This window comes from Sorangium sp. So ce363 (genome assembly GCF_051520435.1).
GTDB lineage: Bacteria > Myxococcota_A > Polyangia > Polyangiales > Polyangiaceae > Sorangium > Sorangium cellulosum_B.
This window is the reverse complement of the sequence record NZ_CP150333.1, coordinates 6862609-6885625: the sequence shown is the minus strand read 5'-3', so window position 1 is coordinate 6885625 and position 23017 is coordinate 6862609. Positions and strand designations below refer to the sequence as shown.

The 23017-nt window shown below is 71.7% G+C and carries 16 protein-coding genes; 6 read left to right on the top strand and 10 right to left on the bottom strand.

What is annotated here, in order from left to right; genetic code table 11:
* Positions 1-80: 80 nt before the first annotated feature.
* From WMF12_RS25875 to WMF12_RS25860, 4 genes are read right to left on the bottom strand one after another with little or no spacing between them, the layout of a single operon-like run.
* Positions 81-1646 (bottom strand): APC family permease, encoded by a 1566-nt coding sequence (locus tag WMF12_RS25875; RefSeq protein WP_437849865.1) that lies wholly within the window; start codon positions 1644-1646, stop codon positions 81-83.
* Positions 1639-5493 carry a 5-oxoprolinase/urea amidolyase family protein gene (locus tag WMF12_RS25870; protein WP_437849863.1) on the bottom strand — a complete coding sequence of 1285 codons (3855 nt, stop codon included), beginning with the start codon at positions 5491-5493 and terminating at the stop codon, positions 1639-1641. Before WMF12_RS25870 ends, WMF12_RS25875 begins: the two co-directional genes overlap by 8 nt.
* Positions 5490-6164, bottom strand: a complete 675-nt coding sequence (locus WMF12_RS25865; RefSeq protein WP_437849861.1) for an urea amidolyase associated protein UAAP2 — start codon at positions 6162-6164, stop codon at positions 5490-5492. Before WMF12_RS25865 ends, WMF12_RS25870 begins: the two co-directional genes overlap by 4 nt.
* Positions 6161-7009: an urea amidolyase associated protein UAAP1 gene (locus tag WMF12_RS25860; protein WP_437849860.1), complete on the bottom strand. Its 849-nt coding sequence runs from the start codon at positions 7007-7009 to the stop codon at positions 6161-6163. Before WMF12_RS25860 ends, WMF12_RS25865 begins: the two co-directional genes overlap by 4 nt.
* A gap of 276 nt (positions 7010-7285) precedes the next feature.
* Here WMF12_RS25860 and WMF12_RS25855 point away from each other — a divergent pair, with 276 nt between their 5' ends.
* Complete coding sequence (locus WMF12_RS25855; protein WP_437849858.1) at positions 7286-8104, top strand: TetR/AcrR family transcriptional regulator; 819 nt, start codon at positions 7286-7288, stop codon at positions 8102-8104.
* A gap of 398 nt (positions 8105-8502) precedes the next feature.
* Here WMF12_RS25855 and WMF12_RS25850 read toward each other — a convergent pair whose 3' ends face one another.
* The 4 genes from WMF12_RS25850 to WMF12_RS25835 all read right to left on the bottom strand — a co-directional run bounded on the left by WMF12_RS25850 (position 8503) and on the right by WMF12_RS25835 (position 14441).
* Positions 8503-10647: a cytochrome-c peroxidase gene (locus WMF12_RS25850; RefSeq protein ID WP_437873893.1), complete on the bottom strand. Its 2145-nt coding sequence runs from the start codon at positions 10645-10647 to the stop codon at positions 8503-8505.
* A gap of 654 nt (positions 10648-11301) precedes the next feature.
* On the bottom strand, positions 11302-12999 hold the full coding sequence (locus tag WMF12_RS25845; protein WP_437849856.1) for a glycoside hydrolase family 5 protein: 1698 nt from the start codon (positions 12997-12999) through the stop codon (positions 11302-11304).
* 273 nt (positions 13000-13272) lie between these two features.
* Positions 13273-13470 carry a hypothetical protein gene (locus WMF12_RS25840; protein ID WP_157906899.1) on the bottom strand — a complete coding sequence of 66 codons (198 nt, stop codon included), beginning with the start codon at positions 13468-13470 and terminating at the stop codon, positions 13273-13275.
* Positions 13467-14441, bottom strand: coding sequence for a GAF domain-containing protein (locus WMF12_RS25835; protein WP_437849854.1), 975 nt, complete (start codon positions 14439-14441; stop codon positions 13467-13469). The genes WMF12_RS25840 and WMF12_RS25835 overlap by 4 nt, the downstream gene beginning before the upstream one ends.
* A gap of 325 nt (positions 14442-14766) precedes the next feature.
* Here WMF12_RS25835 and WMF12_RS25830 point away from each other — a divergent pair, with 325 nt between their 5' ends.
* Both WMF12_RS25830 and WMF12_RS25825 read left to right on the top strand, forming a co-directional pair.
* Positions 14767-15042, top strand: coding sequence for a hypothetical protein (locus tag WMF12_RS25830; RefSeq protein WP_437849852.1), 276 nt, complete (start codon positions 14767-14769; stop codon positions 15040-15042).
* 506 nt (positions 15043-15548) lie between these two features.
* Positions 15549-16343 carry a hypothetical protein gene (locus WMF12_RS25825; protein ID WP_437849850.1) on the top strand — a complete coding sequence of 265 codons (795 nt, stop codon included), beginning with the start codon at positions 15549-15551 and terminating at the stop codon, positions 16341-16343.
* Between the two features lie 169 nt (positions 16344-16512).
* On the opposite strand, the gene WMF12_RS25820 is transcribed toward WMF12_RS25825, so the two are convergent.
* Positions 16513-18246 carry a pectate lyase family protein gene (locus tag WMF12_RS25820; protein ID WP_437849848.1) on the bottom strand — a complete coding sequence of 578 codons (1734 nt, stop codon included), beginning with the start codon at positions 18244-18246 and terminating at the stop codon, positions 16513-16515.
* A gap of 136 nt (positions 18247-18382) precedes the next feature.
* Here WMF12_RS25820 and WMF12_RS25815 point away from each other — a divergent pair, with 136 nt between their 5' ends.
* The 3 genes from WMF12_RS25815 to WMF12_RS25805 are packed head-to-tail and all read left to right on the top strand — an operon-like array spanning position 18383 to position 21336.
* The gene (locus WMF12_RS25815) at positions 18383-19018 is read left to right on the top strand and encodes an RNA polymerase sigma factor (RefSeq protein ID WP_437739324.1); all 636 of its coding nucleotides are present in this window, start codon (positions 18383-18385) and stop codon (positions 19016-19018) included.
* Positions 19015-20313, top strand: a complete 1299-nt coding sequence (locus WMF12_RS25810) for a FecR domain-containing protein (RefSeq protein WP_437849846.1) — start codon at positions 19015-19017, stop codon at positions 20311-20313. The genes WMF12_RS25815 and WMF12_RS25810 overlap by 4 nt, the downstream gene beginning before the upstream one ends.
* 3 nt (positions 20314-20316) lie before the next feature.
* Positions 20317-21336: a hypothetical protein gene (locus WMF12_RS25805; protein WP_437849844.1), complete on the top strand. Its 1020-nt coding sequence runs from the start codon at positions 20317-20319 to the stop codon at positions 21334-21336.
* A gap of 34 nt (positions 21337-21370) precedes the next feature.
* Here the strand turns inward: WMF12_RS25805 and WMF12_RS25800 are convergent, their stop codons facing one another.
* A complete protein-coding gene (locus tag WMF12_RS25800) occupies positions 21371-22759 on the bottom strand; it encodes a pectate lyase family protein (RefSeq protein WP_437849842.1) in 1389 nt (462 codons plus the stop codon).
* Between the last annotated feature and the right edge of the window lie 258 nt (positions 22760-23017).

Here is a 23017-nt window from a genome sequence, read left to right as displayed (position 1 = left end):
GCGCCCGGCTCGCGCCCCTTTCGGCTGTTCCGGCGGCCTCCGCTCAGGTCCGCTCGAGCTCGCCGCCGGAACAGCCCGCCTCAGGAGGTCAGCGAGGCGGAGCGCTCCCCGGGCTGGCCGATGGCAACCCGCTCTCCTCCCGGCCGCTGCGTCGCCACGAACACCCCGAGCCCGACGACGACCGTGCCGGCGACCCCGATCACCGGGAAGTACTCCATCCACGTCGCCTCGGCGCCGTCGTGTCGCGGCCAGGCGATGTTCGCGATGAGCGCGACCCCCCAGGCCACGGCCGCGGCGTTCAGCGCGAGCCCGGCCCGGCCGAGGGAGAACACCCCGGCCGGCGCCCCGGCGAGGCCCGGCCACCCGCGCAGCCGGCGGAGGAGCATCCCCGCCGTCACGACCAGGTACGAGAGGTTCACGAGGAGCACGGCCGTCTCCGTGATGAGCACGAACAGCTGCGCCTCGCCGTAGTTCACGACGAGCATGCCGCACGCGAGCGCGCCGACGACGATCGCCGGGGCGACGGGCGTCTTCGTGCGCGGCGAGACGCGCGACAGCGCCGGCGCGCACGGCAGCGCGCCGTCCCGCGCCATCGAGAAGGCCAGGCGCGAGGCGCCGGTCTGGATCGCCAGCGTGCAGACGCACACGGCCAGCGCCACGTCGACGAGGAAGACCTTGCCCAGCGCCGGGCCGAGCGCGCCGACGACCACGTAGGCGAGGCCCTCCGTGGCGAGGCGGCCGTCGGTCAGGCTCGGCGCGGCCATCAGCGCCGCGACGAGGAGCAGCGCGCCGCCCACCCCGGAGGCCACGACGGCCTTCAGGATCGCCCTTGGCACGATCCTCCGGGGGTTCTGGGTCTCCTCGGCCAGCGAGCCGGCCGAGTCGAAGCCGTACAGCACGTACGCCGGCATCAGCGCGGCCGCGAGCAGGCCCGCCACCCCCGTGCCCAGCGACGACGGCGGCCCGTAGATGGGTTCCAGCACCACGCCCGGGCCGCGCACCGCGCTCAGGAAGAGCGCCACGAGCAGCAGCGCGACGCCGCCGAGCTCCGCCATCACGCCGACGTCGTTGACCCAGGCCATCACCTTCACCCCGGCCATGTTGATCGCCGTCGTCAGCACGATGAGCCCCGCGCCGAGCAGCACGGCGTTCGCGGCGCCGTCGCGCGAGGTGAGCGACGGGTTGCCTCCAAGGAGCTGGAACCCGCTCCAAACGCTCGGCAAGATCGCCTGCAGCGCGATGGCCGCCGCGGCGACGCTCACGACGTCGCCGACGAGCTTCAGCCAGCCCGCGAGCCACCCCGGCGCGCCGCCCCAGACGCGGCGGCCCCACGGGTACACCGAGCCGGCGACCGGGTAGCGCGAGCCCATCTCGGCGAGGTTGAGCGCGACGGCGAGCTGGCCGAGGAAGACGACCGGCCACGTCCAGAAGAACCGGGTCCCGCCGAAGGCGTACCCGATCACGAAGAGCTGGAAGACCGTCGTGAGGATCGAGACGTACGAGAAGCCCGCGGCGAAGGCGGACAGGCTGCCCAGGTCCCGCCGGAGCTCCTGGCGGTAGCCGAGGCGGGCGAGGTCCTCGGCGTCGCCGCGGTCCTCCGCGACGAGCGCCGACGCCGGCGCGGCGGTCGAGATGGGGTCACGCATCGGCCGACACCCCCACGAGCGGCTGGCCCGCGCTGACCATCTGGCCCGGGCGGCAGCCGATCCAGCCGACGGCTCCGGCCACGTCGGCCACCACGGGGAACTCCATCTTCATCGCCTCGAGCACGGCCAAGCGCTGGCCCGCCTCGACGCGCTGCCCTTCGGCCACGTCGACCTTCCACACGCACGCGGTGAGCGGCGCCGTCACCGGCAGCACCCCGGCGGGGAGGGCGTCCTCGGCGGCGGTCGGCGCGCCCTCGATCCGGGCGCCCGCGCGGCGCACGCGGTCGAACTCGCCGTCCGCCTCCCAGCGGGCGCGCTCGGCGTCGAACGCCGCCCGCTGCCGCGCCTGCGCCGCGCGGATGGACCCGGCGTTGTCGGCAAGGAAGCGGTGGTGCTCGCCCAGGTCGAACGTGGTCTCCTCGATGCGCACCTCGCCGCGCCCGGCCACCATGTCGGCGCGGAGATCGAGCAGCTCCTCCGCCGACACGAGGTGGAAGCGGAGCTGGTCGAAGAAGCGCAGGAGCCAGGGCCGCTCGCGCGTCGTCTGCCGGAACGGCCGGTGGCGGCTCCAGACCGGCACCGTGCGGCCGAGGAACTGGTACCCGCCCGGCCCCTCCATGCCGTAGATGCACAGGTACGCGCCGCCGATGCCGACGGCGTTCTCGGGCGTCCACGTGCGCGCCGGGTTGTACTTGGTGGTGACCATCCGGTGGCGCGGATCGAGCGGCGTCGCGACCGGCGCGCCGAGGTACACGTCGCCCAGGCCGAGCACGAGGTAGCTCGCCGCGAGGAAGATCTCCTGGACCGCCGCGATGTCCGGCAGCCCGTTGACCCGGCGGATGAACTCCAGGTTGCTCGGGCACCAGGGCGCGTCGTCGCGGACCGCGCGCATGTAGCGCTCGATCGCCTCGCGCGTCGCCGGGTCGTCCCAGCTGAGGGGCATGTGGACGACGCGGCTCGGGATCCGGACCTCGGCCTGGGCGGGCAGGTCGGCCTCGACCTCGCGGAGCAGGTCGAGGGCCTTGGCCACGGTGAGGCGCGCGCCGTCGACGTGCACCTGGAGGGAGCGGATCCCGGGCGTCAGGTCGACGACGCCGGGTAGGCGGAGCTCCTCGAGCCGCTCCATGAGCAGGTGCGCGCGCACGCGCAGGTCGATGTCGAGCACCGGCGGGCCGAACTCGACGAGCACGTAGCGGTCGCCGCTCTGGCGGAAGACCACCGCGGGGCGGTCGTCGCGCGCCGGCACGCGCCCCAGCACGGGCTCGCCGCGCGGCCTTCTCGGCGCGGTCGGCGTCGCGGCCGCCGCGAGCGGCGCGGGCGCCAGCGCAGTCCTCGCCGCGACCGGGGTTGCGCCGTTCGTCGCCGCGACCGGGGTTGCGCCGTTCGTCGCCGCGACCGGGGTTGCGCCGTTCGTCGTGGGCGCCAGAGCGGCCCTCGCCGCGACTGGCGTGGCCCTCGCCGCGACCGGGGTTGCGCCGTTCGCCCCGGCCGCGAGTGGCGCGGGCGCCTCCTTCGTGGCTCCGTCGCGCAGGGCCACGAGGGCGTCGCTCCGCTGCGCCAGCGCGTCGGCCTCCGCGGGCACGATCGACCGGAACCGGACCTTGTCCCCGGCGCTCAGCTGGCCGAGCTTCCACCGCTCAGCCGCGGCGACCGTGAGCGGACACACGAACCCGCCCAGGCTCGGGCCGTCGGGGCCGAGGATGACGGGCATGTCGCCGGTGAGGTCGACAGCGCCGATCCCGTAGGCGTTGTCGTGGAGGTTCGAGGGGTGCAGCCCGGCCTCGCCGCCGTCGGTGCGCGCCCATTTCGGCGCGGGCCCGACGAGGCGGACGCCGGTGCGGGCCGAGTGGTAGTGGACCTCCCACTCGGCCTCGTAGAATTGCTCGATCCCGTCGCGCGTGAGGAAGTCCGGCGCTCCGTGCGGCCCGTCGAGCACGGCGAGCTCCCAGGACCTGCCGATCTCCGGCCGGGCCTCGGGCGGCAGCGCGCCGGGGTCGAGGGAGGGGTCGACCTCCTCGCCGAGGCGCAGCACGTCGCCGGGGCGGAGCGGCCTGCCGGCGTGGCCGCCGAAGCCGCCGAGGGTGAACGTGGCGCGGCTGCCGAGGTGCGCCGGCACGTCGATGCCGCCGCGGACGAGCAGGTAGGCGCGCGCGCCCGGCCCCCGCACCGGCCCGCAGGCCACGGTGGCGCCCGGCGCGACCTCGACCGGCGTCCACGGCGCAACCTCGGTGCCGTTGACGAGCACGCGCATCGCGGCGCCCGCGGCGCAGACGACGGCGCGCCGGTGGAAGACCAGCGTGGGCCCGTGCACCTCGCACTCGAGCCCCGCGGCGCCACCGAGGTTGCCCACGACGCGGTTGCCGAGCCGGAACGACAGGTCGTCCATCGGCCCGCTCGGCGGGACGCCGACCGACCACAGGCCGAGGCGCCCGGGCCAGTCCTGCACGGTCACCGCGCCCGGCGAGGCCGTCACCTCGATCGTCGGCGGGCGGAACGGCAGCGACGCGAACGTGCCCGTGTGGTGCCGGACCCCGCGGAAATCGGGGTGATCGAGCGCGACCGCGACCCACTCGCGGTTCGTCTCGATCCCGCCGATCCGGGTCTCCTCGACGGCGCCGCGCAGCGCCGCGACGGCCGCGGCCCGGTCCGCGCCGTGCACGAGGAGCTTGGCCAGCAGCGGATCGTAGAGCGCGGAGACCTCGGTGCCGGTCTCGACCCACCCGTCGACCCGCACGCCCCCGCCCTCGGGGATGCGAACCTCGGTGAGGAGGCCCGCGCTCGGCAGGAAGCCCCGCGCCGGGTCCTCGGCATAGAGGCGGGCCTCGATCGCGTGGCCGCGGAGCGCCGGGTCGCCGCCGGCGAAGAACGCGGTGTCGCCCGCGGCGATGCGCAGCATCCACTCCACGAGGTCGACGCCGGCGCAGAGCTCGGTCACGCCGTGCTCGACCTGGAGGCGCGTGTTGACCTCGAGGAAGTAGTGCTCGGCGCGGGCGGGATCGACGAGGAACTCGACCGTACCCACGTTGCGGTAGGCGACCTTCGCGGCGAGGGCGCGGGCCGACTCCGCGAGGGCGGAGCGCAGCCGCGGCGGCAGGTCGGGCGCGGGCGCCTCCTCGAGGACCTTCTGGTTGCGGCGCTGGACCGAGCAGTCGCGATCGCCGAGGACGAGCACGTTCCCGCGGCCGTCGCCGGCGATCTGGACCTCGACGTGCCGGGGCGCGGCGAGGAAGCGCTCGAGGAACACCTCGCCCGAGCCGAAGTTCGAGCGGGCGAGGCGCTGGACCCGCTCGAACGCGGCCGGGAGCTCCGCCGGCCCGTCGCAGCGGGCCATGCCGATGCCGCCGCCCCCGGCGCTCGCCTTGAGCAGCACGGGGTAGCCGATGGCCGCGGCCTCGGCGGCGGCGTGGTCCGCGTCCCGGAGCACGCCGGTGCCCGGCAGGAGCGGCACGCCCGCCTCGACGGCGATCTCCCGCGCGCGGTGCTTGCTCCCGAAGGCCTCCATCTGGCCCGGCGTCGGGCCGATGAAGACGATGCCCGCGTCCTCGACGGCGCGCGCGAAGTCATCGGATTCGCTCAGGAAACCGTAACCTGGGTGGATCGCGTCGGCGCCGGCGCGGCGGGCGGCGTCGAGCACGGCGTCGACGCGGAGATAGCTCTCGGCGGGGGTCTGGCCGCCGAGGCGGACGGCCTGGTCGGCGAGCCGCACGTGGAGGGCGGCGCGGTCGGCGTCGGAGAACACGGCGACCGACGCGACGCCGAGGCGCTTCAGGGTGCGGAGGATCCGGCACGCGATCTCGCCGCGGTTGGCGACGAGGACGCGGCGGAAGGGCGGGGCCATGGCGCTCATGGCCGCACCACCACCGCGCGGATCGGCGTCGGGTTGAACGCGTTGCAGGGGTTGTTGATCTGCGGGCAGTTCGAGACGAGCAGCAGCAGGTCGAGCTCGGCCCGGAGATCGACGTGTTTGCCGGGCGCGGAGAGGCCGTCGACGATGCCGAGGGTGCCGTCGGCCTCGACGGGCACGTTCATGAACCAGTTGATGTTGCCGACGAGGTCGCGCTTTCCGAGGCCGTAGGGCGCGGCGGCGAGGAGGAAGTTCTCGACGCAGGCGTGCTGGTGCTTGGTGTGGTGGCCGTAGCGGACGGTGTTCGACTCGCACGAGCAGGCGCCGCCCGAGGTGTCGTGGCGCCCGCAGGTGTCGTCGGTGACGGTCATCATCACGCGGCCGCGGTTGGAGCGGAGCCGCGCGCCGGTGGTGAGGAAGATGTTGCGCTGGGCGGCGATCGTGTCGGCGGCGCTGTAGCGCTCGGCGGTGTCGGCGAGGACGTAGGCGAGGAAGTCGACGGCCTGGTTGCCCTCGAGGTCGATGACGCGGAGGATCTCGCCGGCGCGGACGATCTTGGCCCACGGCGCGCGCGCCGGGACGATCTCGTCGGAGACGAGGGCGCCGGACAGGCCGGCGAGGGCGGGGTCGCGCAGGGCGGCGACCAGCTTCCCGGGGGTGGCGGCGGGGCTCATCGCGCGCCTCCTGCCCGGAGGCCGAGCGCGAGCTCCTCGGCGGTGTTCTCGAAGGCGCGGCGCGCCTCGGGCGTGGCGTTGCGCACGGGGTCGTCGTCGGCGGCGGGGCGGCCGCGCCATGCGGTCAGGCGGACCTTGCCGGCGCGGTAGGTCGGGCGCGGGTCGAGGCGGTGGGGCACGACGGCGACGCTGACGAGGACGTCCTGCTCGGCGCGGAGCAGCACGTGGGCGCCCGGCCGGGAGGAGTCGGGCAGGAAGGTGATGGCGCCGTCGGCCTCGATGCGGACGCCCTTGAAGAGGTTGATGGCCGTGGGCAGGTCCCGCTCGGCGAGGCCGTGCTTGGCGAGGGCGAGGAGGAGCCGCTCGCGGCCGGAGCGGAGGGCGCCGCCGTGGGCGTCGCTGCCATGGCGGGACTCGATCTCGGCCGGGAGCGAGGTGCCACAGAAGGTGTCGTGGCGGCCCGCGGTGTCCTCGAGGAGGGAGGCGAGGACGCGCCCCATGTCCGAGAGGAGCAGGTAGCCCGGGCCGGGATAGGCCTGCCACTGGAGCTTCACGGTGTCGGGGAGGCAGAGCCGCTCGATGGGGCGGTCCGCGCGGTGGAGCACGAGGGCGACGCAGGTGTCGCCCTCGAGGTCGACGAGCCGGAGCCGGCTGCCGACGGGGAGCGTGCGCGCCGCGTAACCGCCGGCGCCGAGGGTCTCCTCCCAGAGGACGTCGCGCGCTTCGACGCCCGCCGGCGGATCGCCGATCGACGTGCTCGGCACGGTGGGTTGCGTCTCGACGACGCTGCCTTCCTGGGCGCGCGCGTGCTCGCGCGCGGCGTACGTTGTGGCCGTTTCAGACATTGCCCGCCTCACTTTCGATAGACAATCGAAACTACGGGTCGACTATCCGGGGCCAGGGTTTCCAGGCTGTTTCGTGAGGGTAAAATGCAGGGCGCGAGCGCTTTTTCCCGGAAGCGGTGAATTTTCTTGGTGGCGGTGTGGGTGGTGGATTGGGTGATGAAGAGCGGATGGCGCAGAGGGGCGAGCGCGGAGCCGATTGACGCGCGGGAGGGCGAGGCGGCATGAGGGCGCGACGGCGATCGCGCGGCTGCGTGATGGCCACCCCGGACGATGACGATGAAGACAGAGATGGCTCCTCCTCCGAAGACCGACGGCAGGCACAGCGCCGAAGGAAGGCAGCCGGCGGAAGGGGGGCGGAACGCCGGAGGCGAGCAGAAGGCCGAGGGGAGCCCGCGCCGCATGGGCCGGCCACGCAAGGCGCCGCAGCGGAGCGATCTCGCGCCGCGGGAGCAGATTCTGCAGGTGGCGGGCCGGCTGTTCGCCGAGCGGGGGGTGGCCGAGGTGTCGATGCTGGAGGTCGCGCAGGCGGCGGGGCTCCGGCAGTCGTCGCTGTACTACTGGTTCCGGCGCAAGGAGCTGATCGTCGCGGAGATCCTGCAGCAGGTGAACCGGCTGCCGCTGTCGTACGCGCGGAGCCTCGAGGCGACCGGCGAGACGGCGGACGTGCAGCTATGGCGCTTCGTGCGCTTCGACGTGCAGACGGTGTGCGGGTTTCCGCTGGAGATCACGGAGATCCACCGGTTCAGCGAGCGGGATCCGGCGGCGTTCGCGACGTACTGGGCCGAGCGGCGCGCGCTGACCGAGGCCGTGGCCGCGATGGTGGGGCGCGGGATAGGGGAGGGGAGGTTCCGCGAGGTGGACGCCTACCTGTGCGCGCTGACGGTGCTGGCGCAGGACGAGAGCGTGCAGAACTGGTGCCGTCCCGAGGGAGGAGCGCGCGTGCATCCGCTCGCGGCCAGCGATCCGGCGGCGCTGGGCTACGGGCCGGAGCAGATCGCGGAGCTCGTCGCGGATCAGACGGTGGGCGGGCTGCTGGTGCGGCCGTCGAGGCTCGCGGCGCTCCGGAGGAAGGCAGGGGGAGCCGACCGAGGTTGAGGCGACCCGACCCAGGTTGAGGCGACCCGACCCAGGTTGAGCAAGGTTGAGGGGGGGAGCCGACCCAGGTTGAGCCGACCCAGGTTGAGCGGAGCGGACCCAACCCGGGTTGGAGCGGACCCGACCCAGGTTGAGGCGACCCGACCCAGGTTAAGCGGAACCGGCGGCCTCACCCAGGTTGCGGCCGCAGCAACCCAACCCGGGGTGGGGGGGCGGCGACCCCACCCAGGTTGCGGCCGCAGCAACCCAACCCAGGTTGGGCGACCGGGCGACCCGACCCGGGTTGGGATCGCCCAGGGGGGGCGACCGGGCGACCCGACCCAGGTTGGGATCGCCCGCAGGTTGGGATCGCCCGGTTGGGATCGCCCCGACCCAGGTTGGGATCGCCGCCGGGGCGCTCAGAGCGGGTTGAAAGGCGCAAGCCCAGGGAGGTCCTTCGGCCTGCGCCCTGCGGCGCCGACCGCCGGGATCTCCTTGATCTTCTCGCGAGCACGCCCCGTGCCGTCATCCACCACGGTCCATTCGTTCCAGAAGTGACCGTCGACGACGAACAGCTGCGGGTGATCGAACGGCGCCTCCTCGAACCGGACCCGCTCGTCCGTGAGCGTCGCCAGGAACGCCACGAGCGCCTTCTTCTCATCTTCCGTCAGCCCGAGCGGCTGAATGTTCGGAGCCAGGTTCGTCCCGTTGGGCCCAAACCCGGTGGTGTCGCCGCCCTCCCGTTCTCGCCGGCCGCCGCCACGGTTGTAAAATTCGACGACTTGCCGCAGCGTCAGCGCGCCTCCGTTGTGGAAATAGGGGCCCGTCAGCTCGATGTTCCGGAGCGTCGGGACCTTGAAGGCGCCATCGACCGCATCGCGCTCGAGCCGCGCGATCGGCACCCCTGGTTCGACCTCGAACGACGCCGGGTCGATGCCGAATACGTCCGGGGCGCCCTCGCCCCCGGCGAGCTGCTTCCCTTGCCGCGCGAACGAGAACGGATGACCGAAGGGGTCGACCCCTCCGACGCCGATGTCCTCCTCGGTCGGCCGAACGCCAATGTTGTAGTAGCCCCTGTCGTAGAGCGCGGCGCCGCCGTCCCCGACCGGCATCCGCGAGATCAAACCGCCCACCTGCTCCTCGCGCTGCAGGCGGGTGGCGGCGCTGGTGAACTCGGGACCATGGTGGCAGTTGATGCACCTGCCTTTGCCCTGGAAGATCGCGAGCCCCGCGCGCTCCTCGTCGCTCAGGGCGGCGCTGTCCCCGTCGGCAAAGCGATCGAACCGGCTGTTGTCGGACACGAGCGTGGCCTCGTAGAGCTGGATGGCGAGGCCCCAGAAGAGCGAGAAGTTCGCTTCCACGAGCGACCGATCGCCGACGCGCTGATCCGACCGCCAGTACGCGTCCACGAAGGCCTCTTGGACGAGCTCCCCATAGGACGGAGCGAGCCCTTTTCCGCTCGAATCGCGGAGCTCGCCGAGGATGCTGTCCGTGGGGTCCACGATCTGGCCAGCGAGCGGCCTGCGCGGCAAGAGCTTCGCGGCGACGTCAACGTACGTCCTCCCCTCACACGACATCTCGAAGGGGTTGATCGGCGGGCCTACGGCCTGAGATGCGAGGCTCGAGTTCTCCAGGTCGACCCTCTCGCGGACCAGGACGCCGTCGCGCATGGCGTGGACGGCGGCGTCAGGATCTCGCCTGCCGAACGGGTTCACTCCGTTGAAATGGTTGCTCGCGCGTCCGTCCCAGAAGTTGCGGAAGTTGAACACCGCGTTGATGACGGTGGGCGTCTGTCGCGGCTCGACGCGCCGCACGTTCACCCCTTGCACCTGGAAGACGTCCGGCAGCAGCGTGCAGTCGTCCTTCTCGCTCTCGGGCACGATGCCGTTGAATCGAGCGTGGAACACCCCCTGTGAAGAGATGACGTCGTCGGCATCCGCGGGGAAGTCGCGGCGGAAAGTCCAGTCGCTTGCCACGAGCGCGTAGTTTGGTCCGCCCTTCCCGTCCGACCTCGTGGCTTCGAACCGCGCTCGCCGCTCGGGATCCTGGTTGTTGATACCCGGGTTGATCTGGTTTCTCTTGCGGTGGTCGACGCCGGCGTGGAAGTGGCACGTCGCGCACGCCACGCCGTCGCTGCCGACCTGCATGTCCCAGAACAGCGCCTTTCCGAGGGCTACGGCCGTCTCCCTGCTCTTGACGTACCGGGACAGGTCGCGCGGCTCCGGGACGGCGACGCCTCGGAGCGAGCCGAGGGATGGCGGCGGAGTGGCTGGCGTGGGCGTCGCGCCGTCGTCCGGCGGATCCGACGGCGGCGAGTTACCGCTCCCGGGCGTGACCGGCGACGATGAGCCGCCGCCCCCGAGCGACGATGAGCCGCCGTTCCCGAGCGACGAAGCCCCGCCGCCCCCGAGCGACGAAGACGGTCCGGGCCTTGCGCATCCCGAGCACGGAGGCTCGCGTCCCTCGGGCCAGCAGCCGGTGGTTGACGATAGACCCATCAGGACGCCGAGGATCCACGCCCCGATCTCGCCCGTGCGCGGGTCTTCAGAACGAGCTCTAACCATCACGAGGAAGCCTCCTTCGCTGCTGCGCGAGTGAATGACAGGCGGCGCGAGCCAGCGTCCTCGCGGGACACCGCGGGTCGCCGTCATGTTCGTCCGTCCTGCGATGAGCGGATGTCGCGAGCGCCGACGCTCGACGGGGTTCCGCCCGGCATCGTTCGAGTCTCTTCAAGTCATCCGATCTTCAGAAAGACAGCGCGTGTCCAGGGCGCGCATCGACGTCTCGTCCTGTCTCGTCTCGGCCGGGCGTCTCCCCGTGTCGCGAGCGCATCGGCTCGCGCGGGGGATTCGAGGGAGAAGACGACCTCTGTCGAGGACCGGACGAAGTGGGATGAAGGGACGGGACATATCCCTTCATCGTGCCGTCACCGCGCCGAGCAGGCGCGGCCGTGCGCGTCGCCGAAACCCTGACTCATCCACCGAGTTCGGGCAATGTCGTCGATGATGAAGCGCGGGAGTGAGCCGATCGAGCGCGGATCGCCTGGTGAACGAGGCGAAGGCGAGAGGGCTAGACTCTGGTCTTCGAGGAGGCCTCGAAGGAACGGAAAGCGCGCCGCGGGAGCTTCGGTGTCCGCGCCCGAGGCGACGTGGCGCCGCGCGACCGACCCGGGCGGAGCGCCCTCGTCCTCGACGGCGCTCCTCGGCGGGCTTCCCGCGTCAAGGCGCCTGGATCTTCTGCTTCACCCAGCGCCCCGACTCGGTCAGCTGGCCATCCGACCACGGGCCGCCGGCGCTCGCGCCGGGCCTGAGCGCGGCGCAGGACTCGGCCTTGTCGACGATCGACCAGTTGAGCCAGCTGATGCTGTTGCTGGCCATGAAGTCGAGCCACCGCTGCGCCTCGGCGAGATCCAGCGCGCCGTCTCCGGTGGAGGAGCAGGTGCCCCACTCGGTGACGAACAGCGCGAGGCCCTTGGCCATCGCGGTCGTCGCCTTGGCGCGCAGCCCATCCTTGTGCGTCGCCGCATAGAAGTGGAGCGTGTAGGCGATGTTGTCGTAGCTCGTGATCGGGCTGTTGGCGGCGACGTCCGCGTCCTGCGACCAGTTCGGTGACCCGACGATCACGAGGTTGTCGGAGCCGGCGCCGCGGATCTCCCGGATCACCTCCTCGGCATACGCCTTCACCTGCGCCCAGGTCTCGGTGTCGGGCTCATTGAACACCTCGAAGATCACGGCGGGCTCATCGCTGTACTCCGTCGCCATCTCCCGGAAGAAGCGCTTCGCAGCCTCCTTGTTCCGGGGCTGGACCGCGTCGTGATCGTGCCAGTCGATGAGCACGTAGATGCCTCTGGCGATGGCGGCGTCGACGATCGCCTTGACCTTCCGCTTCTCCGCGTCCGGGTTGTTGACGTAGCCGAGCCCCGATGTGTTGGCGGTCATCGCGGCGCGGACGACGGTCGCATCCCAGTCGTTCACGAGCGTGTCGACGGCGGAAGCGTTGTAGAACTTCTCTCCCTCCCAGACGCTCCAGAACATGCTCATGCCCTTGAGCTGGAGCTCTTCGCCGTGCTCGTCGACGACGCGGTTGCCCATCACCTTCAGGCGGCCGTGCCGCTCCACCGGCGTTCTCGCGAGGGGGCCGGTGCCGGTCGAGGTGGTCGAGCTGGTGCCGCTCGAGGTGGTGGTCACGCTCGACGTCGAGGCGTCGCCGCCACCCATGCCGCCGGCGCCGCTCGAGGAGGCCGACGAGGACGCTACGGCCGACGTCGAGGCATCGCCGCCACCCGCGCCGCCGCTGCCGGACGAGGCCGACGAGGAGGCCACGGTCGACGTCGAGGCATCGCCGCCGCCCGTGCCACCGGCGCTGCTCGAGGAGGCCACGGTCGACGTCGACGCGCCGGTACCGCTTGAGGACGCCGACGAGGACGCGGCGGTCGATGCGTCATCGCCTCCTGTGCCGCCAGCGCCGCTCGTGCCGCCCGAGGACGCCGACGACGAGGCCACGGTCGACGCATCGTCGCCGCCGTTGCCGCCCGAGCCGCCGTTGCCTCCTGAGCCGCCATTGCCGCCCGAGCCGCCATTGCCGCCCGAGCCGCCATTGCCGCCCGAGCCGCCATTGCCGCCCGAGCCGCCGTTTCCGCCCGAGCCGCCGTTTCCGCCCGAGCCGCCGTTTCCGCCCGAGCCGCCGTTTCCGCCCGAACCACCATTGCCGCCCGAGGAGGCCGACGCCGTCGCGTCGACGCTGCCGCCGGAGGAGGCCGACGCTGGCGCCACGGTCGATGCGTCGCCGCCCCCTGATGCCGAGTCTTCCGACGGGCCTCCGCACGCGAGCAGCACCATCGCCGGCAAGGCGAGCTGCAGAAGGCCGCGCGTCCACTTCGGCCCGGTGAACAGTCCAGGGGTCAAGTCATGGCTCATCGTAGTCTCCAAGGAAGGTGCCTCGCTCGGCGCGCCCGGCCTCTATCGCGGGCATCAAGCAAGGACATCGGCAAAGAAGGCGATCCGCTGCATAGCAGGCCTGGCGCGATGGGTGAAGGTGAAAGTGGGAGAGCCACCGAGGCCTGCACGCCTGCACGGGCGATCCGCGCGATTCGCGATCCGCGCGATTCCTCGCGGGATCACCCTGCACCCCACTCGTGGGCGTCTCTCTCGGAGCCTGGCCTGCCGGCGCGAGGGGCCGGCGGCCCCTCCCTACGCGCGGCGGACGATGTCTTGCAGCGCGCTCTCCAGTCGGCGCTCGATGGCGGGGTCGTCGAGCGTTGGCGTGATCTCCTCGGGCACGACGCGCGCGCGCATGATGACCCGCGCATAGATGAACGCGTCGCGCGCGTTCGGAGGGTCCTTGTCGCCGAGACAGGAGCGGAGCAGCTGGTACGCTCGGCCTTTCACCACGCCTCCCCTGTCCGCCCGCGCTCGACGGTGGTGATGATCCGGCGCACCGCGGCGGTCGCGGTCTCGTGCGCCGCGAACGCGTCCCGCACGACGTGCGCTGCCCTCGCGGCGGCGCCCTCGTCGAGCGTGCCTCCGAGCACGCTCTCGGCGAGCCGGACGAGCGGGCTGATCTCGACCATGTCCCGCGTGAGGGACCGCGTCGCCTGGGCGAGCTCGGACGCGGCCTCGGCCGGAGCGGAGCGGGAGAGGGCCATGGCGTCGTCGGCCAGCTCGGCCGCGATCGCGAACATGTCCCGGTAGCAGTCGACCGCCGCGCGCAGATCGTCCGGGCTCGGCGCGATCTGCGGCGCCTCCGGCAGCGTCGCCGCCGCGCGCTGCGCCTCGGCGATCACGGGAGCGATGGCCATGAGCGCGCGCTCCAGCGCACGCGCGGTCTGCCCGAACCGGGCGAGGCGCTCCCTCGCGGTGCGGCTCGGCGGCGGCGCGTCGCTCTCCAGCGCCTCGAGCCGCGTACCGACCTCGGCGGCGAGCCGATGGAGGCCCTCGACGACGCCCGGCTCGAAGGTGCGCGGGACGAGGTCGATCACGCAGAGCGAACCGACCACATGCCGGCGCACCCGCACCGGCACACCCGCGTACGCGCGGATGCCATAACGCTCCACCAGCTCCTTGGGCACGCGCTCGTCGTGAACGGCGTCCTCGACCACGAGCGGCTCCTCGTTGCGCACCACGAGCTGGCAGAACGAGCTGCTCCGTGAGGTCGCGCAGCTGACGCACAGGTCGGGCGGCAGGCCGCGGTGCGCGCGGAACAGCTGGATGTGTCGGACCACCAGGCTCACGAGCGCCATCGGCGCCCGGGCAAGCTCGGCCGCCCGCTCGACGCAGGCGTCCAGGATGGCGTCCGCGTCGTCGCGCAGCAGCACGTGGTGCAGCTCGGCGAGGCGCGCGGGATCGTTCAAATCGGCCATGGAAGTGTTCTTGCCGGGGCGACAGGGCGGGCTCAACCGCGAGCGCCGCCGTGCCTGCGCCCGGCCCACGACCTTACCGCAACCCGGCGCCTCGAGCTGCCCCCGCGGGCGCTTCATCGGCTCCGCGCTCCAGGAGACACGACCCCACCGGTGTCCACCTGCGGGCCGGCGGCTTCGCTGTCCCGCCCTGGCGCAGATCGCGATCGATCCTCTGTCGGGTTGTTCTCCCGCCTTCCGGGTGACGGAGTGAGGCGCGGAAACGGCGGGGTGAAGGCCACCCGAGCTCAGCGTCTTCAACGGCAACGAGCTCTGGGCCGCTGTCTCCATGGACGCGCTCGAGACAAGGAGCGACTGGACCCGAGCCGCCGGGACCACCTGGTACCGCCTGCACATCGCGACCGCCCCGATCGTGGATGTCGACGGCCCGGTCGATTTCAACCACGCGTACACGGACACGGACCACGCCCATGACATCTTCTCATTCGCGCCGGAGAGCCTCGTCAACAAGCTGGACTACGTCGGCGACACGAAGGGAAATGAGGCGGGGTCGAAGACCGGTGTCAGGGTCTATTTCAACCCCATCACGATCGTGACCGAATAGCGGGAGCAATGCGCTCCACGGCCGCGGCTATGGCGGGGCGCATCTGTGTCGCCCTTGGGAGATCCCGCTTCTCTGGCAGCTCACGTGACAGAGATCCTCCATGCGGGCTCCCTGGGGCGTGGTCCTGGAGGGACGCGTGATCTCGTCGAGACGCGCCCCGGACGTCCGAGGCGACCACACCGGCGTCGGGCCGTATCACCGCGATGCCGGTGTGCAGATGTGATCGCGCCTCTCGAACAGGGAAAGCCATCCTTGACAGGGGCACGACAGAGGATATCGTGCGCCGTCGCTCATTCGGTTTCTCGAGAGCGACGCGCGAGGTCAAACAGCGCTTTCATCGCGCTGCGCAGAGGGTCGTTCCTGACGAACAACGCCGTTGCTGCTGCGTCAGGCCACGTTTGCGCCTCGCCCACGATAACGTCCGGGATCCGCGCAAACGCCACGACGGCGCGTGCTCGCCGGCGCCCAGCTCGGCCGGACTGAACCCTCGGGAGGAAGGTTCGCACATGAGCAAGAAGCGGTTCGCCCTGCGCCTGTCCGTGTCGGTCCTCTCGCTCCTCCACGTCGGCTGCGCAGCCGACGTGGAGGACGTCGAGCGCGCCGCGCTGGCGTCACACGCCTGGGGCAAATACCACTGGGCACGAACGAGCAACCCCTTCACCATCAAGCTCGGCGACAACGTGTCCTCCGCGTGGGCCGAGCACCTCTCGGTCGCCGCCGGCGATTGGTCCAGGTCGTCGGTGCTCGACGCCACCGTCGCTGCCGGCGGGGGCGGCAGGCGATGCCGGCCCACCAGCGGGAGGGCTGAGGTCTGCAACGCGCGATATGGCGCCAACGGGTGGCTCGGACTGGCCACGGTCTGGGCCGACGGGGAGCACATCACCCAGGGCACGGTGAGGCTGAACGACACCTACTTCGACACGGCCAGGTACAACACGCCGGCATGGAGAGCCTCCGTGACGTGCCAGGAGATCGGGCATCTCTTCGGGCTCGCGCACAACGACGAGGACTTCAGCACGACGACCGGGACGTGCATGGACTACTCGAACGATCCGGGGCAAAACCAGCACCCAAATCAGCATGACTACACGCAGCTCGAGGCGATCTACACGCACCTCGACAGCATGACGACCGTCGGCGCTGCCGGCGCGGCGCCGCCCGCCCTGGCCGGCGTCGACCCCACCGACATGGAGCATTGGGGCGATCCGGTCGACGTGTCGCCGAGCGGGCGCGTGCATACCTTCGTCCGCGACCTCGGCCATCTTCAGGTCATCACCACCGTGACCTGGGCACCCGAATAAGCAAGGAGCGGCGCGCTCACCTCAGGGAACGCTGACCTGCTGCCTGGGCGTGAGCGTCGAGGCGCGGTCGCGCGCCGGCGAGCACGAGCTCGATGCCGTCATGAAAGCGACGAGGGATCCGCGGTGCTCCAGGCTCGGTCGACTCAGTCGCACGCCACGTGCACGCCGACTACTCGCGTGCGAGCGGCAGGGCCCAGGGCCCTCCGGCGCCGGCGCGAGAGATCACCTGGGGCAACGCGTCGCTCGCCCGCTCGGGCGCGTAGTCGTAGGGGGGCTTGAAGACGTCGTCCGCTGGCTCCCCGTCTCCGCCCAGGTGAACGCCGCTCTCGTCGCGGTAGAGGTTCGAGCCAGGGACGGCCAGGAGGAGTCCCCGGCCCGTCGCGTCGCTGCAGTCCGAGCGCCGCGTCGCCGCGTCGGCGTTCTCGAACACGCTCGCCTCGAGCAGCACCTGCCCCTCACAGGCGGCGCCGACCGCCCAGTCCGAGATGTTCGAGAACACATTGTTGAAGAGGTGGGCGCGCGCTCGGGATCCGGTGGCGAGGGGGGCGCGCGTCCTCACTTCATCGAAGCGACAGTGGTGTATCGTCACCTCGGCGTCGGTGATCGTGCAGGCCCAGCGCTCGCGGCCGCCGCACTCGGCCTCGTTGCTGCCGTCGAAGTGGCCGTAGGAGAAGGTGACCCCGCTCGTGCCCGCGTGGACGTCGGCGAAGGCGTCGCTGATCCGTTGGACGGTCGTGTGATCGATCCAGACCCTGGAGGCTTGCGTCAGCGTGAACGCGTCGCCCGCTTCGTGCACGTTCGAGTTCAGATCGTAGAGGGCGAGGTTGCGGATGATCACGTTCTCGCTCTGGTTGAGATCCATGTTCACGCCCGGCAGCGCCGCGCCGCGCCCGAGCCCGACGAGGGTCTTGTTGGAACCGAACTGGACGACGCGATGGTTCCGCGTCGCCCCGACGAGCGGACGCTCGCAGGTCGCATCCCCGGTGAGGACCTCATAGAACGTCTTCTCGGGCTCCTCCGAGCAGGTGCTGGGACAGACCTCGATGTCCTGGATCTCCGAGCCTGTGCGGCGGAAGTCGTAGAGGCCTTCGGCGAGCAAGATCACGGCCGGCTCGTCCGAGCGGGCGAGCGTCTCGAGCTCGGTCCAGCTCGAGACCAGCACGGGCGTCGCCCCCACGCCCCCCGTGGTGCCCTCGCCAAAGCCGATCGCCTCGACCCGTATCACCTTGCGGAGGGCGATGGGCCCCCGCGTCCCCGGCGCGGGCCCGATCCAGCGAGCCTCCGTGCTCGCGGGGAAGGCCGCCTCGGGATCGCAGCCCGGCAGATCTCCAGCGCTCCCCAGCTCGCGGGCCGCCGTCCAGCCGCTGTCGTCGTAGCCGGGCGCGGTCCAGTCTCCTTCCGGCGCGGTGCTCAGCTTCCAGTCGCTGCCGCTCCCATGGCTGCGCTCGAGCTCGTCGAGGTGGACGAGCGCCGCGGGGGTCCCCGCTGCGGCATGAACGCTCACGGCGATCACGTTCTCTCCCGGAAGCAAGGAGAGGGGCACGAACATCGGAGCGCGCGCCGACTCGCTCGCGGCGATGAGATCCCCGTTGACGTGGACGCGGAAGGTATCGCGCCCCGTGATGGAGAGACCGGGGCCCTCGAGCGCGCCGTAGCTCGCGCTGACGAGCGGCGAACTCGCGAGCTCCTCTCCCTCTCCGAAGGCGGCCCCCGGAGGGAGCTCCGCCGCGGGCGGCTCGCCGTCGCAGGCGAGCTCCGTGAGGGTAGGAGAGCCGCCGCCGACACCCGCGTTCCCCGGGGCACGGGTGGCCGTCTGGATGAGCTGATCCTCACAGGAGAGCCCCCAGGCCATGGCCGAGAGCGCGGCGACTCGGGGGAGCCAGGTGCGGCAGGAGAGGCGCATGGCGACCAGGGCAAAGCTGCGGGGCGACGCCCGAGAGCGCAACCCAAATGCTCCGAGTCGCCTGCTCCGATCCAGCGTCCTGGCGGCGGGCGAATTTTTCTGGAGGCTCGCGACGCCCCCAAGTAACTAGGAGAGAGTGGCTCAACCCACGCGCTCCGCCCCGCCGCCCGGACCCACCTTGGCCCGCTTCCCCGCCGACAAGCGGTCGGACGCGAGCTTGGTCGCTGGCGCCGCCGCTGGAGAGCGGGAGGCCCTCGCCGTCATCTGGGATAGGTATTCGGGTCTCGTGCGAGGTGTGCTGTATGGCGCCCTCGGTCCCGATACGAGCCTCGAAGATCTGGTCCAGGAGGTCTTCCTGGGGCTGATCCAGGGGGCCGCGCGCATCCAGGACGGGGGGGCTCTCCGTGGCTATCTCGCGTCCATGGCGGCGCGGCAGGCAGCGCTCGAGATCCGGAAGCGCAAGATACGCCGCTGGGTGGGCCTTTCCCCGAGCGGAGAGCTCCCCGAGCGCGCCCTCGAGCGCGTCGACTTCGAGCATCGCGAGGTGCTCAGCGCCCTCCACCGTGTGCTCGACAAGCTGAGCACGCGCCGGCGCATGGCCTTCGTGCTGCGCCACGTGCAAGGCCTCGAGATGCTCGAGACCGCCGCGGCGCTCGGCGTGTCCGAGTCGACGGTGCGCCGTGAGCTCGAGAGCGCGCGCGCGTTCTTGCTCAAGGCGCGCGAGCCAGCGCTCCAGGAGTTCCTGTCCCGGTGTGAAGGATTTTGGCCATGAGCGAACCCGAACGACAGCTCGATCCCGTCGCAGCCCTCCTGCAGCGCGCCGCTCAGCTGAGCGAGACGGAGCGCCGCGAGGCGCGCGCCGCCTTCCTGCGCCGCGTCGACGAGGAGCAGGCTCGCGTGAGCAAGACGCGGGTGGTCGTTCGCTGGGTGGCTCCGCTCGCCTTCGCCGCGAGCGTGCTGATGGTCGTTTTCTTCTTCTGGCGAACGGAGCGAGGTCTCGATTACGTCGTCGAGGGCGCGGTGAACGAGAGCGGCTATGTGCGCGCACCCGTCGATCACCCGGCCGCCATCACCTTCTCCGATCAGACGCGGATCCGGGCCGCGGCAGGGACGCGGCTTCGTATCGACGAGACCAAGAACGAGCGTGGCGCCCGCATCTCGGTCGAGCGCGGCCGGGTCGAAGCCGAGGTCACGCACACCGGGCACAGCGATTGGCGCTTCGTCGCGGGTCCCTTCGTGGTCCGCGTGGTGGGCACGCGCTTCGAGCTCCTGTGGGACGCTGACCGCGAGCGGCTCGAGGTGATCCTGCGCGAGGGGGCGGTCGAGGTGGAGGGCTACTCCGGCTCTGGCGCCGTGAGCGTGCGCGCGGGGCAGCGCTTCGTGGGGGACGCTCAGGCGAGGACCCTGCACGTCAGCGACACGACGGCTCGAGCCCCCGACACGGCGGCGCAGGGCCCCGACACGGCGGCGCAAGGCTCCGAGCCCGCGCCTCCCGCGGCGCAGGGACAGCTCGCCGAGATAGCAGCGCCGGCGCCGGAGCCCGCTGCTCCCCCGGCGCCGAGCTCCGCTGAGACCCCGGCGCCCCTGGTCGCCTCGCCGAGCACCAGACCGCCCTGGAGCAAGCTCGTTTCCCAGGGCGAGTTCCGGCGCGTCGTCCAGGAGGCCGAGGCGCGGGGCACCCAGAACTGTCTCACCTCCTGTGATGCCGCCGATTTGAACGCCCTGGCCGACGCCGCTCGCTACGTGGGGCAGAACGAGCTCGCCGAGCAGGCGCTGCTTGCCCTGCGCGCGCGCTACGCATCGACCGCGGGGAGCCGTGCAGCCTTCTTGCTCGGGCGCCTTCACGAGAGCCGCGGCGCCGCCGCGCGCGCCAGGACCTGGTACGAGACGGCCCTTCGCGAGGCGCCGGGCGGCGCCTTTGCCGCCGAAGCGCTCGCGGGGAAGATGCGCGCGGTCCAGAGCCTCGAAGGACCGGCCGCCGCGCGCGTGGTGGCGCAAGACTACCTGCGCCTCTATCCGAGCGGGGTCCACGCCAAGACCGCTCGACAGCTCGCCGCTCAGCCCTGATCCATGGTCCGGCGGGCGCGAACGCTCCTCGTCCTGCTCCTGCTGCTCGTCTGCCCTCGAGCGGCGTGGGCGCAGCGCGTGCTCGTCGTCCGACCGGACCCGCGCGACGCCACGCTCTTCGAGGCCTTCGGGCGGCTCTCTGCCGAGCTGGAGCTGCAGTCCTTCGAGGTCATCGTGCTCGGGAGCGCCGCGCGATCGCCCGGGGCCGAGGAGCTCGAGCGAGAGGCGCAGGAGAGCGAGGCCTTTGCGGCTGTCGCGCTGCGGCGCGACGGAAGCGGCACGGCCGCCGAGGTGTGCATCGTGGATCGCGTGACCGGCAAGACGACCACGCGAAAGCTCCTCATCGATCCCTCCAGCGATGGCCCGATGCTCCTCGCGGTGCGCGCCGTCGATCTCCTGCGCGCAAGCCTCCTCGAGCTTGGCCCGGGCCAGGCTCCCGCTCGGGATGTGCTCGGCGTCGAGGCCCAGCCGCCCGCCCCCGAGGTGCTCCGCTTCTCCCGGGAGCCGCCCCGCTTTCACGTGCGCACGGGAGGGCTCGTCCTCTTCACGCCTCCGGTGGGCGGCGGCGTCGGCGCGCAGATCGGCGCGCACACCCGCCTCGACGAGCGCTTCCGTCTCGGCCTGCTCCTCGGTGGTCCCCTCTTTGGCGCCGAGTTCCGCGCAGCAAGCGGCGCCGCCCGGGTGCGCCAGGAGCTCGCGCTCCTCCGGGCCAGCTGGAACCTCGGGCAAACAGGTGCCGGTCTTCACTGGGAATGGGGGCCGCTCCTTGGCGTCGGCGCCTACCACCTCCAGGCCACCGGCCATGTCGAGCCGCCGCTCGTGGGGCGCAGCGAGGAGTTCTTCAGCTTCGCCGCGGACGCAGGGCTGAGCGTCCAGTACTTCTTTCATCCGAGCGTGGGCCTCGGTCTCGAGCTCACCTGTCTCACGCTCCTGCCGCGCCCCATCATCGCCGTCGATGAGGAGCGCGCCGCTCCGCTCATCGCTCAAGCCCTGGGCACGCTCAGCCTGGGGGTCTCGTTCTGAGGGAGCATGGCGAGGCGCGCGCGTCCTCGAGGCGTCATGGGACGAGGGCGTTGATGTACTCCTCGAGGTTCGTCCAGCCGTCCCCGTTGCGGTCGCCATTGCGATCCTCCGGGTCGTGAGGATCGAGCGAGGCGGAGACCTCCCACGCATCGGGCATCCCGTCCTGATCCGTGTCCGCGGGCGCAGAGCCCCCCGGGATGTCTCCAACGGTGTTGGGGAGGCCGAGGCTCTTCTCGTCGCTGATCGTGGCGCCCTCGGCCCCGAGGGACGCGAGCTCTTCCATCAAGAAGTCGTCGACCGGGTCACGCCAGAGAGACGCCCCGGCGCGCTTCATCACGTGGTCGAAGGCGTCCTCTGCGCTCATCGCGGGCACGTCGGGAACCTCGACGCTCGGCGCCGCCTCCCAGGTCACCGAGCCGAAGTCCCCCTGGCCGAGCAGGCGGCCGTTCAGGACACCGTCCTTGTTGCTGTCGTACCAGTTGTCGACGGCATGGAGGTGGTACTCGGGCGTTGGGCTGTCCAGGGTGCCGCCTTTCGTCTCCGGGCCGGGGATCAGCGTGTTGCCGACCATCACCCCGTCCGAGCGACCGCTCGTATCGCCCAGGATGTACCCCGAGGTGACCCAGTTGTAGACGACGTTGTTGACGAACTGCAGCGTCCCGCGGGCCTTGGGGTTACGGGAATTGTTGTCGATGTACAAGGACCGGATGATCGACGTGCCGGTCGTGTTGACGATGCCGCCCGTGCTGTGGGTCTGGAGCCCCTGTGCGACGATCGAATCTTGAAGCGTGATGTTGTAGAGCTCCGCCCCGCTCTCCCGGTTCAGATCGAAGGTGCCGTCGCGTCCCCAGCTCAGCGAGCAATGGTCCCAGATCACGTCGTGCCCGTTGGCCATGGTGACGGTGTCCTTGCCGGAGTCGCCGATCTTGCCCATACGAAACCGCACGTAGCGAACGATCGTGTTCGAGGCGCCGGAGAAGGAGGTGCCGTTCCCGTAGACGGTGATGCCGCCGCCCGGCGCGGTTTGCCCGGCGATCGTCTGGTTATTCTTGAACACCAGGCGGGAGTCGATCTTGATGACGCCGCCGACGTCGAAGACCACGGTGCGATTCGGCTGGCTGATGGCATCCCGCAGGGAGCCGGGCCCCGCATCGTTCAGGTTGGTGACATGGTAGATGTCGCCGCCGCGCGCGCCGGTGGCCATCCGCCCGAATCCCTCGGCGCCGGGGAAGGCCCCGAACTCGACGGCGCCCGACCCGCCCGTCCCAGGGCCGCCGCCCACGCCCGCGCTCGGTGCGCCGCCGCCCGCGCCCGGGCTTGGCGCACCGCCAGTCCCTCCAGCTCCCGTCGTCACCCCGGAGGCGGCGTCGCTGCCCGATGCCTCTCCGCCCGGCGCCTCTCCGCCCGTGCCAACAGGATCCATCGAGGGAGCTCCGCCGCCCCCGGAGCCGTCGTGCGGGGCCCCAGAACACGCCCACGCGGCCGCACCCAGAGCACAAAGTGACAGCCAAGAGATGCTCGCCCGGCCTGGCGGGCATCGCGCCCAGGTCTTCATGTGCCCGGAGTTGATCCAGCCCCTGCTCACCTTTCAGAAATCGTCACCCGCGGCGCGGGATGGCGTGCCGGGTCGCGCGCGACGCCGCCGATGAGCGGCATGATGACGGCTCGATCGCTGATGCGG

What these genes read in the sequence shown, in the direction of transcription:
- WMF12_RS25875 (WP_437849865.1), bottom strand. Translation starts at nt 1,646, where the DNA reads ATGCGTGACCCCATCTCGACCGCCGCGCCGGCGTCGGCGCTCGTCGCG.
- WMF12_RS25870 (WP_437849863.1), bottom strand. Translation starts at nt 5,493, where the DNA reads ATGAGCGCCATGGCCCCGCCCTTCCGCCGCGTCCTCGTCGCCAACCGC.
- WMF12_RS25865 (WP_437849861.1), bottom strand. Translation starts at nt 6,164, where the DNA reads ATGAGCCCCGCCGCCACCCCCGGGAAGCTGGTCGCCGCCCTGCGCGAC.
- WMF12_RS25860 (WP_437849860.1), bottom strand. Translation starts at nt 7,009, where the DNA reads ATGTCTGAAACGGCCACAACGTACGCCGCGCGCGAGCACGCGCGCGCC.
- WMF12_RS25855 (WP_437849858.1), top strand. Translation starts at nt 7,286, where the DNA reads ATGAAGACAGAGATGGCTCCTCCTCCGAAGACCGACGGCAGGCACAGC.
- WMF12_RS25850 (WP_437873893.1), bottom strand. Translation starts at nt 10,647, where the DNA reads ATGGTTAGAGCTCGTTCTGAAGACCCGCGCACGGGCGAGATCGGGGCG.
- WMF12_RS25845 (WP_437849856.1), bottom strand. Translation starts at nt 12,999, where the DNA reads ATGAGCCATGACTTGACCCCTGGACTGTTCACCGGGCCGAAGTGGACG.
- WMF12_RS25835 (WP_437849854.1), bottom strand. Translation starts at nt 14,441, where the DNA reads ATGGCCGATTTGAACGATCCCGCGCGCCTCGCCGAGCTGCACCACGTG.
- WMF12_RS25830 (WP_437849852.1), top strand. Translation starts at nt 14,767, where the DNA reads ATGGACGCGCTCGAGACAAGGAGCGACTGGACCCGAGCCGCCGGGACC.
- WMF12_RS25825 (WP_437849850.1), top strand. Translation starts at nt 15,549, where the DNA reads ATGAGCAAGAAGCGGTTCGCCCTGCGCCTGTCCGTGTCGGTCCTCTCG.
- WMF12_RS25820 (WP_437849848.1), bottom strand. Translation starts at nt 18,246, where the DNA reads ATGCGCCTCTCCTGCCGCACCTGGCTCCCCCGAGTCGCCGCGCTCTCG.
- WMF12_RS25810 (WP_437849846.1), top strand. Translation starts at nt 19,015, where the DNA reads ATGAGCGAACCCGAACGACAGCTCGATCCCGTCGCAGCCCTCCTGCAG.
- WMF12_RS25805 (WP_437849844.1), top strand. Translation starts at nt 20,317, where the DNA reads ATGGTCCGGCGGGCGCGAACGCTCCTCGTCCTGCTCCTGCTGCTCGTC.
- WMF12_RS25800 (WP_437849842.1), bottom strand. Translation starts at nt 22,759, where the DNA reads ATGGATCCTGTTGGCACGGGCGGAGAGGCGCCGGGCGGAGAGGCATCG.